This is a genomic window from Bradyrhizobium sp. AUGA SZCCT0177 (genome assembly GCF_018130125.1).
Taxonomy (GTDB): domain Bacteria; phylum Pseudomonadota; class Alphaproteobacteria; order Rhizobiales; family Xanthobacteraceae; genus Bradyrhizobium.
Map to the genome: position 1 here is coordinate 146025 of NZ_JAFCMA010000011.1, position 13680 is coordinate 159704.

At 61.8% G+C, this 13680-nt stretch carries 19 protein-coding genes; 15 read left to right on the forward strand and 4 right to left on the reverse strand.

Annotated elements, in window-relative coordinates; all coding sequences use genetic code 11:
- The first annotated feature begins 24 nt into the window (after nt 1-24).
- From JQ597_RS15235 to soxA, 6 genes are read left to right on the forward strand one after another with little or no spacing between them, the layout of a single operon-like run.
- Entirely contained in the window at nt 25-321 is a 297-nt protein-coding gene (locus JQ597_RS15235) for a c-type cytochrome (RefSeq protein WP_212265082.1), read from the forward strand.
- A 16-nt stretch (nt 322-337) separates the two neighbouring features.
- Nucleotides 338-1612, forward strand: coding sequence for an FCSD flavin-binding domain-containing protein (locus tag JQ597_RS15240; RefSeq protein ID WP_409411278.1), 1275 nt, complete (start codon nt 338-340; stop codon nt 1610-1612).
- A 7-nt stretch (nt 1613-1619) separates the two neighbouring features.
- Entirely contained in the window at nt 1620-2057 is a 438-nt protein-coding gene (soxX, locus tag JQ597_RS15245) for a sulfur oxidation c-type cytochrome SoxX (protein ID WP_212265084.1), read from the forward strand.
- 9 nt (nt 2058-2066) lie between these two features.
- Entirely contained in the window at nt 2067-2543 is a 477-nt protein-coding gene (locus tag JQ597_RS15250) for a SoxY-related AACIE arm protein (RefSeq protein WP_192734858.1), read from the forward strand.
- Nucleotides 2543-2863 carry a thiosulfate oxidation carrier complex protein SoxZ gene (soxZ, locus tag JQ597_RS15255; RefSeq protein ID WP_212265085.1) on the forward strand — a complete coding sequence of 107 codons (321 nt, stop codon included), beginning with the start codon at nt 2543-2545 and terminating at the stop codon, nt 2861-2863. Before JQ597_RS15250 ends, soxZ begins: the two co-directional genes overlap by 1 nt.
- Nucleotides 2860-3633 carry a sulfur oxidation c-type cytochrome SoxA gene (soxA, locus tag JQ597_RS15260; RefSeq protein WP_212265086.1) on the forward strand — a complete coding sequence of 258 codons (774 nt, stop codon included), beginning with the start codon at nt 2860-2862 and terminating at the stop codon, nt 3631-3633. Before soxZ ends, soxA begins: the two co-directional genes overlap by 4 nt.
- Nucleotides 3634-3718: 85 nt before the next feature.
- On the opposite strand, the gene JQ597_RS15265 is transcribed toward soxA, so the two are convergent.
- Complete coding sequence (locus tag JQ597_RS15265; RefSeq protein WP_192734861.1) at nt 3719-4492, reverse strand: ferredoxin--NADP reductase; 774 nt, start codon at nt 4490-4492, stop codon at nt 3719-3721.
- Nucleotides 4493-4644: 152 nt separating this feature from the next.
- On the opposite strand from JQ597_RS15265, the gene JQ597_RS15270 reads away from it, so the two are divergent.
- Nucleotides 4645-5841: an amidohydrolase family protein gene (locus tag JQ597_RS15270; RefSeq protein WP_212265159.1), complete on the forward strand. Its 1197-nt coding sequence runs from the start codon at nt 4645-4647 to the stop codon at nt 5839-5841.
- A gap of 60 nt (nt 5842-5901) precedes the next feature.
- On the opposite strand, the gene JQ597_RS15275 is transcribed toward JQ597_RS15270, so the two are convergent.
- The gene (locus tag JQ597_RS15275) at nt 5902-6474 is read right to left on the reverse strand and encodes a helix-turn-helix domain-containing protein (RefSeq protein WP_212265087.1); all 573 of its coding nucleotides are present in this window, start codon (nt 6472-6474) and stop codon (nt 5902-5904) included.
- A gap of 225 nt (nt 6475-6699) precedes the next feature.
- On the opposite strand from JQ597_RS15275, the gene JQ597_RS15280 reads away from it, so the two are divergent.
- The 3 genes from JQ597_RS15280 to JQ597_RS15290 all read left to right on the forward strand — a co-directional run bounded on the left by JQ597_RS15280 (nt 6700) and on the right by JQ597_RS15290 (nt 8214).
- Nucleotides 6700-6957 carry a hypothetical protein gene (locus JQ597_RS15280; protein ID WP_212265088.1) on the forward strand — a complete coding sequence of 86 codons (258 nt, stop codon included), beginning with the start codon at nt 6700-6702 and terminating at the stop codon, nt 6955-6957.
- A gap of 31 nt (nt 6958-6988) precedes the next feature.
- Complete coding sequence (locus JQ597_RS15285; protein ID WP_212265089.1) at nt 6989-7159, forward strand: hypothetical protein; 171 nt, start codon at nt 6989-6991, stop codon at nt 7157-7159.
- 428 nt (nt 7160-7587) lie between these two features.
- Complete coding sequence (locus JQ597_RS15290; protein ID WP_249147872.1) at nt 7588-8214, forward strand: hypothetical protein; 627 nt, start codon at nt 7588-7590, stop codon at nt 8212-8214.
- A 98-nt stretch (nt 8215-8312) separates the two neighbouring features.
- Here JQ597_RS15290 and JQ597_RS15295 read toward each other — a convergent pair whose 3' ends face one another.
- Nucleotides 8313-8609: a hypothetical protein gene (locus tag JQ597_RS15295; protein ID WP_212265160.1), complete on the reverse strand. Its 297-nt coding sequence runs from the start codon at nt 8607-8609 to the stop codon at nt 8313-8315.
- Nucleotides 8610-9036: 427 nt separating this feature from the next.
- Between JQ597_RS15295 and JQ597_RS15300 the strand changes: the two genes are divergently transcribed.
- Nucleotides 9037-10053 (forward strand): ribose-phosphate diphosphokinase, encoded by a 1017-nt coding sequence (locus JQ597_RS15300; protein WP_212265091.1) that lies wholly within the window; start codon nt 9037-9039, stop codon nt 10051-10053.
- Between the two features lie 147 nt (nt 10054-10200).
- Here the strand turns inward: JQ597_RS15300 and JQ597_RS15305 are convergent, their stop codons facing one another.
- Nucleotides 10201-10569 carry a hypothetical protein gene (locus JQ597_RS15305; protein ID WP_249133213.1) on the reverse strand — a complete coding sequence of 123 codons (369 nt, stop codon included), beginning with the start codon at nt 10567-10569 and terminating at the stop codon, nt 10201-10203.
- Nucleotides 10570-10813: 244 nt separating this feature from the next.
- On the opposite strand from JQ597_RS15305, the gene JQ597_RS15310 reads away from it, so the two are divergent.
- The 4 genes from JQ597_RS15310 (at nt 10814) to JQ597_RS15325 (ending at nt 13317) form a co-directional block, all read left to right on the forward strand.
- Complete coding sequence (locus JQ597_RS15310; RefSeq protein ID WP_212265092.1) at nt 10814-10951, forward strand: hypothetical protein; 138 nt, start codon at nt 10814-10816, stop codon at nt 10949-10951.
- A 671-nt stretch (nt 10952-11622) separates the two neighbouring features.
- Entirely contained in the window at nt 11623-11805 is a 183-nt protein-coding gene (locus tag JQ597_RS15315; RefSeq protein WP_212265093.1) for a hypothetical protein, read from the forward strand.
- Between the two features lie 38 nt (nt 11806-11843).
- Nucleotides 11844-12170, forward strand: a complete 327-nt coding sequence (locus JQ597_RS15320) for a GcrA family cell cycle regulator (protein WP_212265094.1) — start codon at nt 11844-11846, stop codon at nt 12168-12170.
- Nucleotides 12171-12390: 220 nt separating this feature from the next.
- Nucleotides 12391-13317, forward strand: a complete 927-nt coding sequence (locus JQ597_RS15325; protein ID WP_249147876.1) for a hypothetical protein — start codon at nt 12391-12393, stop codon at nt 13315-13317.
- Nucleotides 13318-13680 lie beyond the last annotated feature (363 nt).

Here is a 13680-nt window from a genome sequence, read left to right on the forward strand (position 1 = left end):
ACCCACCTTTTCGGATGTCAACCGATGAAAGCGTTTTGCGTTGCCATTGGAATTGCAACCGCTGTGGCATGGAGTTCGCCGCTGCTGGCGGCGTCCATCCCTCCGCCTGGTGCGGCGGCCTGTTCCGGCTGCCATGCCGCTGGAACTGTGCCGGCCTCGCCGGTTTCGCGGCTGTACGGCCGTGACGCCGGCGATATCATGACCGCGATGACGGGATTTCGCGACGGTTCGCTTCCCGGCACGGTGATGAACCGCATCGCCAAAGGCTTCTCCGACGACGAGCTGCGCGCGATTGCGGCGTGGCTCGCGGCACAGAAGTAAGGGGGCCGCCATGGGCATCAACCATCGCATGAGCCGCCGGGAATTCGTTGGTGCCGGTGCTGCCGCAGTAACGGCGCTGGCGTTTCCGCTGCCCGCATTCGCACAAGCCGCGGCGCGCGTCATCGTGATCGGCGGCGGCTTCGGCGGCGCGAGCTGCGCCCGCGCATTGAAACAGATCGAGCCGAAGCTGCAGGTCACGCTGGTCGAGCCGAACCGAACCTTCACCGCCTGCCCGTTCAGCAACAACGTGATCGCCGGACTACGTTCGCTCGAGGAACAGCAATTCGGCTATGACAAGATCGCCGTCGGCGGCGTCACCGTGGTGGCGCAGGCGGCAACGGCGATCGATGCAAAGGCACGGACGGTCGGGCTCGCCGACGGCACGTCGCTCGCCTACGACCGGCTGGTGCTGTCTCCCGGCGTCGATCTGCGTTTCGAAGCGCTGCCCGGTTACGACGAAGCTGCCGCCGCAAAGATGCCGCATGCCTGGAAAGCCGGCGAGCAGACGCTGCTGCTGCGCAAGCAACTCGAAGCCATGGACGACGGCGGCCTTGTCGTGATCGCCGCGCCGGCCAATCCGTTCCGCTGCCCGCCGGGACCTTACGAACGCGCCTGTCTGATTGCGCATTACCTGAAGACCAAGAAGCCGCGCTCGAAGCTGATCATCCTCGACGCCAAGGACACCTTCTCCAAGCAGCGCCTGTTCCAGAACGCCTGGAAGGAGCTTTATCCGGGAATGATCGAATGGGTGTCGCTGTCACAGGGCGGCAAGGTGAACTCCGTCGACCCGGCGACCAACACGCTGATTACCGATTTCGGCAACCACACCGCGCAGGTGGCGAACGTCATTCCGCCGCAACGCGCCGGACGCATCGCCACCATCGCTGGCGCGACCGACAATACCGGCTGGTGCGCGATCGATCCCGTCACTTTCGAATCCAAATCGGCGCCGAACATCCACGTCATCGGCGATGCCTGTATTGCCGGCTCGATGCCGAAATCCGCGTTCTCCGCGAATTCCCAGGCCAAGGCTTGCGCGAGCGCGGTCGCCACGCTGATCGCGGGCCGGACGCCCGAGGCACCGAAGCTGATCAACACCTGCTACAGCCTGGCAGCCCCCGGCTACGGCTTCTCGGTCGCCGGCGTCTACCAGCCGAAGAACGGGCTGTTCGCCGACGTCGAAGGCGCCGGCGGCGTCAGCCCGGCGGATGTGCCGCGCGACTTCCGCGCGCGCGAGGCCGACTATGCGAATTCCTGGTTCGCGACCATCACGGCGGAAGTCTTTGGCTAAACTGCGCATGTCGGGTCCGATCCTTGCGGGCGCACTGCTCGCTTTGCCCGGCCTCGCTGCCGCGCAAGAGCTGCGCCGCTACGCCGTGACAGGCGACGCCATTGCGATGTCGCTGACCGGTGCGCCCGGCGATCCCGCGCGCGGGCGGACGACCCTCCTCAACCGCCAAAGCACCTGCATCCTCTGCCACAACGGACCGTTTCCGGAAGAGAAATTTCAGGGCGATCTGGCCCCCAACCTCGCCGGCTCCGGCAGCCGCTGGTCGGAAGGGCAGTTGCGGCTGCGGCTGGTGGACGCGAGCCGCCTCAATGAAGCGACGATCATGCCGTCCTATTATCGCGTGGACGGCCTGCATCGTGTTGGTCCGGTGTGGCGCGGCAAGCCGATCCTGTCGGCGGAACAGATCGAAGATATCGTGGCTTATCTGGTGACGCTGCGCGAATAGGAAGTGACGATGCAACACAAGGATTCCACACGCCGCCAGTTCCTCGGCCTCGCCGGCGGCGCGGCCGTGCTCGGCGCCGTTCCGATCGTGACGGTGCGGCCGAGCGAAGCGACGCCCGCCGAACTCGCATCCGCGATCCGCAGTGTCACCAATGGCGCGCAAGTGCGCACCGGCAAGGTCAAGCTCGACGTGCCGCCGCTGGTCGAGAACGGCAACACCGTGCCGCTGACCGTCAACGTCGCGAGCCCGATGGCGCCGGAGGATCACGTCCGCAGCATCCACATCTTCAACGAGAAGAACCCGCAGCCCAATATCGGCAACTTCCATCTCGGTCCGCATTCCGGCCGCGCGCAGGTGTCCACGCGGATTCGCCTCGCCGACAGCCAGAAGATCGTCGCCATCGCGCGGTTGTCCGACGGCTCGTTCTGGTCGGCCAGCGTCGACGTCGTGGTGACGCTGGCGGCCTGCACTGATGAGGTGATCTGATGGCCTCCGCACTGATCAACGTTCCCGCCAAAGCCAAACGCGGCGATATCATCGAGATCAAGACGCTGATGTCGCACATCATGGAAACCGGCTATCGGCATACCGCCACCGGCGAGGTGGTGCCGCGCGACATCATCACGAGTTTTGCATGCCGCTATAACGGCACCGAGATTTTTCGCGCCGATCTGTTTGCTGCGATCGCCGCCAACCCGTTCATCACCTTCTTCACCACCGCGACAGCGAGCGGCAAGTTCGAGTTCGAATGGATCGGCGATAACGGCTTTTCCGAAACCGCGTCGGCCTCGATCACCGTCGAATGAGATTGGCCGGCCTCATCGTTCTGTCTGCTCTGCTCGCGGTGGATGCCGCCGGCGCTGAAATTCCGCAAGCAGAACGCCGCTCCGGCGCCAGCTTCATGGCGCCGGCCACCAGGGCGATGCAGGACGACGACACGACAAATCCCGGCATGCTGTGGGTGCTCGACGGCGAGAAATTGTGGGCGGGCAAGACGGGCGTTGCAAACAAGGCCTGCGCCGATTGCCATCAGGACGCGCGCGCGAGCATGAGGGGCGTCGCGGCGCATTATCCCGCCTTCGACAAGGCGCTCGGCCGGCCCGTCGATCTCGAACAGCGCATCAATCTGTGCCGCGCCACTCATCAGCAGGCGACGCCGCTTCCTTACGAGAGCCGCGAATTGCTGGCGCTGACCGCCTTTGTGGCGCAGCAATCGCGCGGGGCTGCGATCGAGACCGGTAGCGATCCGCAGCTAGCGCCGTTCGTCGCCAAGGGCCGTGAGCTGTTCATGCAGCGGCAGGGCCAGATCAATCTCGGCTGCACCAATTGCCACGATGAGAATTGGGATAAGCGCCTGGCCGGATCGGCGATCACGCAAGGACACCCGACGGGTTACCCGCTTTATCGGCTGGAGTGGCAATCACTGGGATCGCTGCAGCGCCGGCTGCGCGCCTGCATGACGGGCATCCGCGCGCAGGCCTATGATTACGGCGCGCCTGAACTGGTCGAGCTGGAGCTGTATCTGATGTCGCGGGCCAAGGGCATGCCGCTGGAAGCCCCGGCCATTCGACCCTAGTCATGGGCCCCAAAGGGCCCAGACACAAAAATAGCGAAAACAACCCCATGCAAAGAAAGGATGGGCCCGGTCTCGCAGTCCTCGGTTACCGCTCCGCGAACGCTTTCTCGACCACGAACTGCGCCGCCTCGCCGTGATTGCCTTCGACAAAGCCCTTGCCGCCCAGCAGTGTGCGAGTGTCGGCGACCAGCGCCGGGCTGCCGCAGATCATGACGCGGTCATGCGCGGCTTCGAGCGGGGCAAGCCCGATATCCGCGAACAGCTTGCCGGAATTGATCAGGTCGGTGATGCGGCCGCGGTTGTGGAAGGGATCGCGGGTCACCGTCGGATAATAGATCAACTGGTTGCGCACGAGTTCGCCGATCAGTTCGTCGTTCGGCAGTTCCTTGGTGATCATCTCACCATAGGCGAGTTCGGCGACGCGGCGGCAGCCGTGCAGCAGCACCACCTTCTCGAAGCGCTCATAGGTTTCGGGATCCTTGATCACGCTGAGGAACGGGGCAAGCCCGGTGCCGGTGCCGATCAAATACAGGTTGCGGCCGTCCTGCAGATTGTCGATCACCAGCGTGCCGGTGGCCTTGCGGCTGACGATGATCTCGTCGCCTTCCTTGAGATGCTGGAGGCGCGAGGTCAGCGGCCCGTCCGGCACCTTGATCGAGAAGAATTCGAGCCGGTCCTCATAATTGGCGCTGGCGACGCTGTAGGCGCGCAGCAGCGGCTTCTCGCCGACCTTCAGCCCGATCATGGTGAACTCGCCGTTGCGAAAACGGAACGAGGGATCGCGCGTGGTGGTGAAGGAGAACAGCGTGTCGGTCCAGTGATGGACGCTGAGAACGCTTTCCTGATTGAAATTGCTCATCTTTCGATCCGATTGGAGGCAGATTGCGTCGGCAAAATCATTCGTGTACGATCATTCGTATACGAATGAATAATCCTTCTTGATCCCGCCGTCAAGCCGCGGGCAAGATGGCCGGCAACGCCCCGAAGGCATTGAACAACAAGGAAAATCCGATGGCGCACGACGCACCCCAGGCAAGCGGCCCGAGCAAGCTGGTGATCCGCAATATCGGGCTGCTGCTGTCGGGGATGCTGGAAAAGCCGATCCTGGATGCCGACGCCATCGTGGCCGAGAACGGCAAAATCACCGCGATCGGCCGCCTCAAGGACGTCGACACCGAGGGCGCCACGACCGTCGTCAATGCCAACGGCACCACGGTCGCCCCCGGGCTGATCGACAGCCACGTCCATCCCGTCGCCGGCGACTGGACGCCGCGGCAGAACCAGATGGGCTGGATCGACAGCTATCTGCATGGCGGCGTCACCACGATGATATCAGCCGGTGAAGTCCACATGCCCGGCCGTCCCCGCGACGTCGTCGGCGTCAAGGCGATGGCGATTTTCGCGCAGCGCGCGTTCTGGAATCTGCGGCCCGGCGGCGTGAAGATCCATGCCGGCGCGCCCGTGATCGAAAGCGAGATGGTCGAGGACGATTTCAAGGAGCTCGCCGCGGCCGGCGTCAAGCTGCTCGGCGAGGTCGGCCTCGGTGGCGTCAAGGACGGGCCGACCGCTCGCAAGATGGTGGGATGGGCGCGCAAATACGGCATCCAGAGCACGATCCACACCGGCGGGCCTTCGATCCCAGGTTCCGGCCTGATCGACAAGGACGTGGTGCTGGAAGCCGACACCGATGTGGTCGGCCACATCAATGGCGGCCACACCGCCCTGCCCGACGACCAGATCCGCTGCATCTGCGAGGGCTGCAAGCGCGGCTTGGAGCTGGTTCACAACGGCAACGAACGCTCGGCGCTGTTTACACTGCGCACCGCGCGCGAGATGGGCGACCTCCACCGCGTCATCCTCGGCACCGACGCCCCGGCCGGCTCCGGCGTGCAGCCGCTCGGCATTTTGCGCATGGTGTCGCTGCTGTCATCGCTCGGCGAACTGCCGGCCGAAATCGCCTTCTGCCTCGCCACCGGCAACACCGCCCGCATGCGCGCGCTCGACTGCGGCCTGATCGAGGTCGGCCGCTCCGCCGACTTCGTCATCATGGACATGGCGCAGCATTCACCGGGAAAGAACCTTCTGCACAGCGTGCAGCTCGGCGACCTGCCCGGCATCGGCATGACCATCATCGACGGCATCGTCCGTACCCAGCGCAGCCGCAACACGCCGCCGGCGACACGGCTGCCGGAGATCGTCGGGCATTAGACGCACGCGCCGCGGCAACGTAGAGTCCGTGTAGTGACCAAAGCGACGTTAGCGCCGCGGTCAGGCGCCTCGCGCCCTGGATAAGGTCGCGGACGGCAGCTCTGCGAATTGGCGCCGATAGATTTCCGCGGACCGCCCGAAATGCGTGAAGCCATAAAGCGCGGCCACAGCCGTGACGTTTGTCTGCTGTCCGGGACGCGATAAAGCGCGGCGCGCTGCATGGAGACGAAGTTCGGCGAGCAGCGCTGCTGGCGGACGGCCGAAAGCCTCCACGCAGCTTAAATGAAGCGTTCGTTCTTTTGCGGCAACTGCGATGCAAAGTTCGGTAATGCCTGGCGGATCGTCGAGCCGTCCATGCCGAAGATCAAGAACGGCCCTCGCAACACTTGCGCGGCGGTGCGAGGACTCAATGAGCTCTGCAGTGTCCAGGACAATGTCAAAAATGCCCGTCTCGATCTGCGACAAGCTTTGCCCGCCCAGATGATCATTCGGCTGCGTCCGGAGTCTTTGCAACAGAGACGTAGGGTGCCGGCTACTGTCGAGAAAAAGGAAGGACATTGATATTGACGTATTCAACGGCAGAAAGCGCGATGAGAAAGTGATACAAGCGATATCCCGGCGCAGCGTTTTCATCGGGGCATTTCTCATGATTAGCATTTCCTTCATTCCCGCTGCGAGCGCTCAGAACAGCGACACATGCACGCAAGTCGCCGATGCCTACGGCCGGATCGTCACGACCTGCCGGTAAGGTCTTCTAAACGACAGACAAGAACCGCGGCGCTCTGGAGCTCTGCGGCTTCCTAACCAGCACTCGGCTTAACGAAACGCATTCAGCGTTTCCGAACGGAGGAGGCAAAAATGAAGCTCTCGATTTCGCTGTCAGCGCTGCTGATCGCCGGGTCCATGGTCGCAAGCACTGAACAGGCCAGCGCCGTCGTGTACTGCCAGTACATCTCTTATCCGGCGGGCTGCGTCGTAAGGCCCGGCGTCCGATTGGTGGCGCGCCCGGTCGCACGGGCCGTGGTGACACCCGGTGTCGGTGCCCGAGGTGTCGGAGTGCGTCCGGGCACGCCTATGAACCGTGGTGGTCCGGTGAATCGCGTCGGCAGGCGCTGAGGTCTGCGGGTTGATCTTCCGGAAAGTAGAGATGCGCGCCCGCCGGATCCAGGCCGGTCTGATCCTCGCGATCGGGATCGCCGCATTTTCGCCCGCGGAGGTCAGCGCGGACGAGAACGGTTATTCGTTCTGGTTGCCCGGGCAGTTTGGCAGTCTTGCGGCCGCGCCCGGCGTGCCGGGCTGGGCGATGGCGGAGGTATAATTACCACACCTCGGTTGCGGCTCCCGGCGCCGTCACTGCCGCCCGGCAGATCCAGGTCGGCAGATTTCCCGCAAACGTGAATGTCAGCTTGAATGCAAGTCTGACCGGACATGCGGACGCCATCCTGCTCAACCCCAGCTATACGTTCGCAACGCCCCTGTTCGGCGGCACGGAGTGAGGGCGGAAGACAATCCGGACACTCTGGAAAATCGGCCCTTGATCGCTGGATCGCCATCGCGCCCGGCGGGTCGGGCCAAATTTTGTGATTTCGCCTCCAAAGCCATGAACGAATTGCCGGCCGGTCACGTCAAATGCGGACGGCCTGCGCCGCAGCCTGCTGCGCCGTCCGAGCATTCGAGGGACATTTGAAGAATTTACCGCAAATTGCCGGCGGGGTGGCGGGTGCGGCAGTTGGCTTTGCCGCCACCTTGCTGATCGTCGAACTCGTCGGTTCTGGAAACCGCGCCGACCCCATCGGTTCCGCGCTGCTGGCGGTGTTCGTCTTCGCGCCGGCCGGGGCGATCGCAGGCCTCGTACTCGGTACCAAGCTCGCGATGCGGATGCGCGGAGGCGAGAACACCGGCAGCCTGGCCGGCAACAGCTTGAGGGCATTCGGTGCGCTGATCCTGCTCTGCGCCGCCGCCGGCACGGCATACTACGTCTACGCGGTCACGACAGCCACGCCGTGGCTCAACCCGAACGCCGCCACCCCGCTTCTCCAATTCGAAGTCCGCCTTCCCGCGGGCGCGGCGTTGCCGGCTTCCGCGGCAGACGTCGCGATCGAGTTGCAGACCGATCAGAACAGCATGCCGGGCGCGCCAAGATTCAACCAGTTCCGCCGCGACGGCGAGCGGCCGGTGATCGCAGGCGACGTCGAGCTCGCCTTTCGTACCGCCCATCGCCAAGTAGAGGTCAAGATCAAGGGCCAGCCCGCCCGCGTGTACCGCATCGGACTGACCGCCAAGGCGCCGCACGCCGCTCAGCTCGGACCCTGGCAACCGAACGCCGACGGCAGCGAAATCCGCTATCGGGCCAAATGGCCCGGACGCGATTGACCGGCCGCCGCCCCACCTGCCCTCGTCAAATTGCACATCTGAGAATCCATACTCACTATCGTGATTAAGGATTCTCAGATGTGCGATGGCACACCCAATTACGCATCAGATTCTATATTCACCAAAACTTCCCCGGCGATGATTTCAGGGTCTCCAAGATTTAGATCATGCAGGCTTGCTTGAACAAACTCCAGTACCTTCTCGTTCGCCGCATTGGCGCTTTCGCGGTCCTCGAATATCATTACAGCGACACCGACGCCGTCGCCCCCATCCAGTACATAATAGGATCTGAATCCGTGCGATTCCCTTAGCATCTGACCGACGCCGCTTTTGGCGCGGCGAGCAGCATCCGCAACCGAGCGAACCTTGGTGTACTTTCGAATGACTATGTACATGAGGCCACCCATGCTTTTCGGTTCCAGCCCCACGCATCAAAGCATATCGGGCCGCTGCTGGACTAGAGCCTTATCGGTTCTGATTGAAGCAGAACCGAAGCTCCAGACTCTTGTTCTGACGCGTTTTCTTCACGCGAACCGGTATCCACTTCGCTCGAAACGCTAGAGCCTGCTTTCGAGATGGGTCAAACAGAGAAGCACTCACTGCGAGCAAATGGCTTCCGGGTTACCCCTGAAAGCGGACGTGGCTCGACGTCGCGGCAATGTCGGCTTTGTGCCACAAGCGGCCCTGAGCATCCGCAGCAAGGTGTGCGGATCGAAGCGCCGTTACTCGATCACGGCATAGCCCCGCGCTAAGATCAACGGCGGAACTTGTCAGCTTGAGTTTTTTCCGCCATCTGTCGCTCCTGACGCCCGAGGATTTGCGATGAGCGACATGCCCGATTTCCACAGTAACAAGGAACCCTTCGAGGTGGTCTTTTCCCCGTGGCGGGAGGATCTCGCAAAGAGGATCATCAAGCGACTGCACGAAAAAGGGGTTCAGGTTTCGTATAGCAAAATGAAGTACAACACGTTTGCCACAGGAGAAATCCTGCCAGACGTGCCACAATCCGTGAGAGGCAAGCATGTCTACTTCCTGCATGACCTACTGGCTGAGGATCCTAACATCGCGCTCATGAGGTATCTCCTCTCGGCCGACGCCCTCACACGTTCTGATGTCGCTTCGATCACCTGCGTCTTCCCGAACATCCCGTATTTGCGCCAGGATCGCCGAGAGCCGGACGACCGCGCGTCGATATCCGCAGCCGTCGTATTGCGACTCATCGAGGAAAGCTCTCCCAGGATCCGTACGATCATCACCTATCACATGCACGCTGCGCAGGAGACGGGATTTGTTCGGCTTCCGATCGCGAACCTGCCGGGCTATGTCGATCACATCCGACATCTCAAGCAGGAACGCGGCGAAGATCTTGGAGATGCGGTAATCGCGGCGCCGGATCTAGGCGCATCGAAATATGCTCGCCGGATCCGTAAAGCGATCGGTTCGCGCTACCAGATCGCGATCGTTGATAAGGAGCGTGATAACGGAGCGACGCGTCCGCTCGACGTCATTGGCGAACCGGTGAAGGGCCGCCGGGTCATCATGTTCGATGACATCATCGATACGGGCGGCTCGATCCTCGGCGCCGCGCAACGCCTTCAGGATGAAGGCGCACTCGACGTCGAAGTCCGGTGCACGCACGGTCTTTTCAATGGCGATGCTATACAGCGGTTCCGTGGCGCTGGGCTCCGCGTCGTCATGCTCGATACGGTTTCGCGCCCGCAGAGTTTCCACGAGAGCGAGCGATCGTGGCTTACGATCCTTCCCATTGACGACATGCTCGCTGCCGCGATGCACCAGACGATGCAGGTGGCAGGCTCGGTAAGCCAGCTGGTCCGCTAGGGCTTCCGCTGAGGCTTTTGGTTAGTCTCGGCAGCCGCGATCACGTCCTTGAGACTGAAATGTCCGTGCCGGGTTAAAAACGGAAGTCGCGGCCTTGCGGCGGGACGTCTGCTTTGCCCCGGTAAGCGGACACGGCTTTTCGCGCCGTTAAGCCGCGGGTGCCATCTGCTCGCGCAGCGCTCGCTCGCTGTGACGCTGTTCAAGGGCGGCAATGGTCACCTTGAGATTGTCGCGCCGCTCGATCAGCGTCCTCGCCAGTATCGGATATTTGACGTCGGATCGGTCGGAGACCCGGCTGCGCTCTTCTTGGGCTGCGATTTCAAGTTCGATCAGTTGAACGGTGCGAACAAGATCAGCCAACATCTTACCTATTGCTGCGACCTCTCGCACTGCACTTTCGCGCGCTGTCTCAAAACGAGCTTGTATGTTCATTTGCGTGCTCCCAATGGCCTGGTTCGGCACATCTTGTGCATGGATGCCGAACAGCTGACACACCCATCGCAAGCCGTTTGCCAATTACGGCCCGTAAGAACACGGTGACCGGAACCCATCGGCCCCCCCGGGGGCCTTCGGCCTCGCGCGGCCTACATCGGAAAGGAACCTGCACACATAGTTTTCCCCCAGCGGCCCCGATAAGAGATGGGGTTTTCACAGCGCAATATCCGTCGAGAAATAAGTTCTTGTGATCGGAGTGGATCTTACAACCATGAATATCCGAACCAACTGTTGGTGGAATGTTGTTCCAACCCTGGAGACCCCCGTGGGCGAAGTCATCCGTTTTGTTCCGAAATCCGAACTCGAGCGAGCCCGTTTAATCCGGGAAGCCCGCGCGATCTACGAAAGCATATTCCCATCGGATCATGCCGTCGGCAGCGCGCAGCATGACCGCAGGGAATGAGCGCGCCGGGATTGCGGCGACAGGTGCACTCAATCGACGGTTGGCCGGAAGACCATTGATCGGGCGCCAACGCCGAATTGGTGCACTGTCACCGTAATACAGCGCAATACGTTACTACGCAGCGCAATACCCAACAACAAACACGGGCCATGCGGGCGTTACACCACATGGCCTCTGTTGGGACTGTCCCCGACGGCGAGGGAATTCCATCCTCTATCCAATAAAACGCAGATAGCGTCCGGGCGTTCCGGGCCAGTTATGTTTGGTGGCGCCTTCGGAACTGCAACCTTTTTTGATTACGTGAATTTAGTTCATGGGTCTCGGGGCTTCGCAAGACTGCGAGGCACGCAATGCATGATTTATCGCCAGCCGACGCCTTTCTTGTCGTCGCAACCCTGGGGACCGCTACCCTGATCGAGATCGCTGCGTTCATCCTCATAGGGTTGATCTGAGAGCGTTCCGCGAGCTTACTCTGAAGTTGACATGACGAAGCCAACAAGAGGCCGCCGGCTATAGGCGTGCCCGGTGCGGCTTCGTCAGGCCGACCGTGGGCGCTAATGCAACTCGAAATGAATGTCCGTTCCCGCAAACCCTGTGCGGCGCTAACCCTCATGCGGAATCTGAACAGAAGGGGTAAAATCCCCTAGGGTCCACATCCGAGGAGCATCAACATGAAGCGACACATCCCGGAGGAATTTTTCACCAGGTTGATCGACTGGAGTCCCTTCGTGATCAAGGGCAACGAGGTGCCGCCCCGAGTTCCTGATGAAGATGAGGAAGACGAAGAAGACGAAGAGGACGAAGAAGGCAACGGCGACCAACCACCGGTCGTGCGCGAGCCCGACGAAGACTAGAATAGCCTGCAATTGGCAGTTGGCGTATAGTGCCTCGCATGAGTTGGGATGCGAAAGACATAGCGCTGCTCAAAGAACTCTGGGCCGTCGGACAGAGCGCCGCGCAGATCGCGCGCCGTTTCGGATGTAGCCGAAACGCGGTCTGCGGCAGGCTAACTCGTTTGGGCCTGAAACGCGGTCACAAGCCGCCAACAGCAAAACCCAATATAAGGGCGGTCCCGAAGCGAAGGTCGGTGTTGTTAGCCGACTGTGCCCGACCGGTGGCGAAGGATGTGGTGCGGAAGACAGTAGCGAGGCAGCCCAAGAAATTCAGCAAGCGCGAGCTTTACGCCATGCTAGCTGACGCGGTCAGGAATACGGGCTAGCCCGCCCACCGCGACATCGTTGCGGCGCTGCCTCTGCACCTCGTTCAGTTCGAACGGTTTCCTTGATGCCGGCAATCCCCGATGCACCTGAACGCGCCATGCGGTAATCCGATCTCGCGCCATCGCTCCAACAACCCCATCTGAGGCCACCCGCTGGCCCTCACAGTGTGCTAATCTGAGCGGGCACGATCCCCTGTCTTCGGCCCGGAGCCGTTGCACCGTGACCCATGATCATAACCCGGCATGGAACGAGGATAGCCGCTTCTCCGGTGCCCTCGACGATGTGATCATCATCCCGCTTGTTTCTGTCGCGCTCGCCGCCAACAAAATCCTGCGTTTCATTCTTTCGATCTTGATGCGCCTGCTCGACTACGCCTTCCCGTTGGCAATGCAGGTGGTCTGGCTTCCGCTCTTCGCTGTCAGGGTTCTCGGCAATGTCATCGTTACTGTCATAAACGGCGCATTGCGCTTCCTGCCCCTTTCCGAGACGAAACGTCGACAGTGGGGTACGTCGATCCGCCGGAACTGGTCGTGGCTCCGGCGCAAGATCAGTTATCGGGCGTTCGAACATGCTGTGTACCGCGCCTTTGAAAGCGGCATGGCATGGGTGTTCCGAAAATGCCGGCACCTGACGCCGAACACCGCATTGCTCGTGATCCTGGGCGCGGTGCTTTGGCTCCCGATCTCCTTCGGGGCTGCAACGGCGATGCACGCGGTATTGTTTGCCAAGGTCACGTCCTGGCCAGCCTGGATGCAACTCCTGCATCCGCTCGCAACGGTCATCGCCAAGAGCAAGCTGTTGGTGCTGCCGGTGTACCCGGCAGCCTGGCCACAGGCCCGGAAACATCCGTTCGTGCGGCGCGTATTCAAGAGCTATGAAACCATCAGGCGCCTGTATGTGATCAAAAAGGTCGGTTTTCGCTATCGGCAGGCAGAGACCGCCGGCGACGCGGCGGTCGAGAGGCTCGAACGCACCGCCGGCCTCACATCGGCGATAAGGTGGCTGCGCGGGGTGCATGTCGCCGAACGGTTCGGCGTGGAAAAGCCCACCCAGAAGTTGCGTTCGTTCTTCTCGCGATGGTCAATTCAGTTCTCGGCCGAATACTACGAAGCGAAGGAACGGCAGCCTCAGATATCCCATCATTAAACGGCAGCAAGCTACGAACGCAGAGATGGTCATCATCTCGCGGCGTCCACCGCCGTGGCTGGCGGCCTGGCCGGCGCCAGGTATCAAAAAGACACGCCGCCGGGATCAAAATGGATCGCCCGGCGGCGCTTATTCCTGAACTGGGACACTAAAATTCCCAGCACTGCATACACTGCACGCCTTGTGCCACAGAGCCATGACATCCGGCCGTGGCTATACCCGCCCTTCCTGAGAAGTCCGCTCATAGGGGCAGACCGGGCCTCTCCGGTCGACGGTCAGAACGATGTGATGGATCCAAAGCCGGCCAACCTCATCGGCGAATGCCGGTCCGGCGCTGGCCGCGCGACGCCACTCCCTAGATCA

What these genes read in the sequence shown, in the direction of transcription:
- JQ597_RS15235 (WP_212265082.1), top strand. Translation starts at nt 25, where the DNA reads ATGAAAGCGTTTTGCGTTGCCATTGGAATTGCAACCGCTGTGGCATGG.
- soxX (WP_212265084.1), top strand. Translation starts at nt 1,620, where the DNA reads ATGTCGGGTCCGATCCTTGCGGGCGCACTGCTCGCTTTGCCCGGCCTC.
- JQ597_RS15250 (WP_192734858.1), top strand. Translation starts at nt 2,067, where the DNA reads ATGCAACACAAGGATTCCACACGCCGCCAGTTCCTCGGCCTCGCCGGC.
- soxZ (WP_212265085.1), top strand. Translation starts at nt 2,543, where the DNA reads ATGGCCTCCGCACTGATCAACGTTCCCGCCAAAGCCAAACGCGGCGAT.
- soxA (WP_212265086.1), top strand. Translation starts at nt 2,860, where the DNA reads ATGAGATTGGCCGGCCTCATCGTTCTGTCTGCTCTGCTCGCGGTGGAT.
- JQ597_RS15265 (WP_192734861.1), bottom strand. Translation starts at nt 4,492, where the DNA reads ATGAGCAATTTCAATCAGGAAAGCGTTCTCAGCGTCCATCACTGGACC.
- JQ597_RS15270 (WP_212265159.1), top strand. Translation starts at nt 4,645, where the DNA reads ATGGCGCACGACGCACCCCAGGCAAGCGGCCCGAGCAAGCTGGTGATC.
- JQ597_RS15275 (WP_212265087.1), bottom strand. Translation starts at nt 6,474, where the DNA reads ATGAAAACGCTGCGCCGGGATATCGCTTGTATCACTTTCTCATCGCGC.
- JQ597_RS15280 (WP_212265088.1), top strand. Translation starts at nt 6,700, where the DNA reads ATGAAGCTCTCGATTTCGCTGTCAGCGCTGCTGATCGCCGGGTCCATG.
- JQ597_RS15285 (WP_212265089.1), top strand. Translation starts at nt 6,989, where the DNA reads ATGCGCGCCCGCCGGATCCAGGCCGGTCTGATCCTCGCGATCGGGATC.
- JQ597_RS15295 (WP_212265160.1), bottom strand. Translation starts at nt 8,609, where the DNA reads ATGTACATAGTCATTCGAAAGTACACCAAGGTTCGCTCGGTTGCGGAT.
- JQ597_RS15300 (WP_212265091.1), top strand. Translation starts at nt 9,037, where the DNA reads ATGAGCGACATGCCCGATTTCCACAGTAACAAGGAACCCTTCGAGGTG.
- JQ597_RS15315 (WP_212265093.1), top strand. Translation starts at nt 11,623, where the DNA reads ATGAAGCGACACATCCCGGAGGAATTTTTCACCAGGTTGATCGACTGG.
- JQ597_RS15320 (WP_212265094.1), top strand. Translation starts at nt 11,844, where the DNA reads ATGAGTTGGGATGCGAAAGACATAGCGCTGCTCAAAGAACTCTGGGCC.